Here is a 1,648-nt window from a genome sequence, read left to right as displayed (position 1 = left end):
TGTTGGGGTACTCGAGTGGCGAACGGGTGAGTAACACGTGAGTGATCTGCCCTGTACTTCGGGATAAGCTTGGGAAACTGGGTCTAATACCGGATAGGACCATCCTTTAGTGTGTGGTGGTGGAAAGATTTTTTGGTACAGGATGAGCTCGCGGCCTATCAGCTTGTTGGTGGGGTAATGGCCTACCAAGGCGTCGACGGGTAGCCGGCCTGAGAGGGTGGACGGCCACATTGGGACTGAGATACGGCCCAGACTCCTACGGGAGGCAGCAGTGGGGAATATTGCACAATGGGCGGAAGCCTGATGCAGCGACGCCGCGTGGGGGATGACGGCCTTCGGGTTGTAAACCTCTTTCGACAGGGACGAAGCTTTTGTGACGGTACCTGTATAAGAAGCACCGGCTAACTACGTGCCAGCAGCCGCGGTAATACGTAGGGTGCGAGCGTTGTCCGGAATTACTGGGCGTAAAGAGCTCGTAGGTGGTTTGTCGCGTCGTCTGTGAAATTCCGGGGCTTAACTCCGGGCGTGCAGGCGATACGGGCATAACTTGAGTGCTGTAGGGGAGACTGGAATTCCTGGTGTAGCGGTGAAATGCGCAGATATCAGGAGGAACACCGATGGCGAAGGCAGGTCTCTGGGCAGTTACTGACGCTGAGGAGCGAAAGCATGGGTAGCGAACAGGATTAGATACCCTGGTAGTCCATGCCGTAAACGGTGGGCGCTAGGTGTGGGCTGCTTCCACGTGGTCCGTGCCGTAGCTAACGCATTAAGCGCCCCGCCTGGGGAGTACGGCCGCAAGGCTAAAACTCAAAGGAATTGACGGGGGCCCGCACAAGCGGCGGAGCATGTGGATTAATTCGATGCAACGCGAAGAACCTTACCTGGGCTTGACATATACTAGATCGCCGCAGAGATGTGGTTTCCCCTTGTGGGCTGGTATACAGGTGGTGCATGGTTGTCGTCAGCTCGTGTCGTGAGATGTTGGGTTAAGTCCCGCAACGAGCGCAACCCTTGTCTTATGTTGCCAGCACGTTATGGTGGGGACTCATGAGAAACTGCCGGGGTTAACTCGGAGGAAGGTGGGGATGACGTCAAATCATCATGCCCCTTATGTCCAGGGCTTCACACATGCTACAATGGTCGGTACAGCAGGTTGCGATACCGTGAGGTGGAGCTAATCCTTTTAAAGCCGGCCTTAGTTCGGATTGGGGTCTGCAACTCGACCCCATGAAGTCGGAGTCGCTAGTAATCGCAGATCAGCAACGCTGCGGTGAATACGTTCCCGGGCCTTGTACACACCGCCCGTCACGTCATGAAAGTTGGTAACACCCGAAGCCCATGGCCCAACCCCTTGTGGGAGGGAGTGGTCGAAGGTGGGATCGGCGATTGGGACGAAGTCGTAACAAGGTAGCCGTACCGGAAGGTGCGGCTGGATCACCTCCTTTCTAAGGAGCATTACATACAACATTCCTACTCAGCCTGTGGTTGGTGGGTGTGTTTTTTGTGGGCACCATATTGGTGTTGCACAGTTTTTTTATTGTGAATCCGGGTGGAGACATAAACCACCAGTATCTATAAGCCACTGTTGGTGGTGGTTGGGTAGCGGACACAAGCGAAGCGAACACCTTTGTAAAACAAACAATCTTTG

At 54.7% G+C, this 1,648-nt stretch carries 1 rRNA gene; it reads left to right on the top strand.

From position 1 onward, the window contains the following. Positions 1-1,445 (top strand): 16S ribosomal RNA (locus tag BMZ01_RS10915); the annotation flags it as partial. Positions 1,446-1,648: the final 203 nt, after the last annotated feature.

This window comes from Corynebacterium spheniscorum (assembly GCF_900113445.1).
Lineage (GTDB): Bacteria > Actinomycetota > Actinomycetes > Mycobacteriales > Mycobacteriaceae > Corynebacterium > Corynebacterium spheniscorum.
The sequence above is the reverse complement of the archived record's forward strand: the minus strand, read 5'-3'. Positions and strand labels throughout refer to the sequence as shown.